Annotated in this window: 1 pseudogene; it reads right to left on the bottom strand. The window is 35.1% G+C overall.

Annotated features, from left to right (window positions below):
* Positions 1-245 (bottom strand): annotated as a pseudogene (locus LKE08_RS15365) (RNA-guided endonuclease TnpB family protein); the annotation flags it as partial.

Raw genomic sequence — 245 nt, 5'->3', positions numbered from 1 at the left:
CCTCTGCTACTCCTCTAAGAGTTTGCTGTGCTGCCTGAGAATACAAAAACTGATAATTTGCATGGGACTTCAACTCTTTTTCTAAGTTGTATTTTCCCGTAATATATCCGAATTTAAAATACCACTGTCTAGCTAAATAAATTCCGCAATTAATGAGTTTGTTGGCCGTGGTACACAAGTATTCTAAAAAAGGGACATTTTCGGATTTTTTAATTAATTCTTGCTGACATCCATACATCCTTATC

The sequence above is a fragment of the Lyngbya sp. CCY1209 genome (genome assembly GCF_035615495.1).
Lineage (GTDB): Bacteria > Cyanobacteriota > Cyanobacteriia > Cyanobacteriales > Microcoleaceae > Limnospira.
This window is presented reverse-complemented; position numbering and strand designations above follow the sequence as displayed.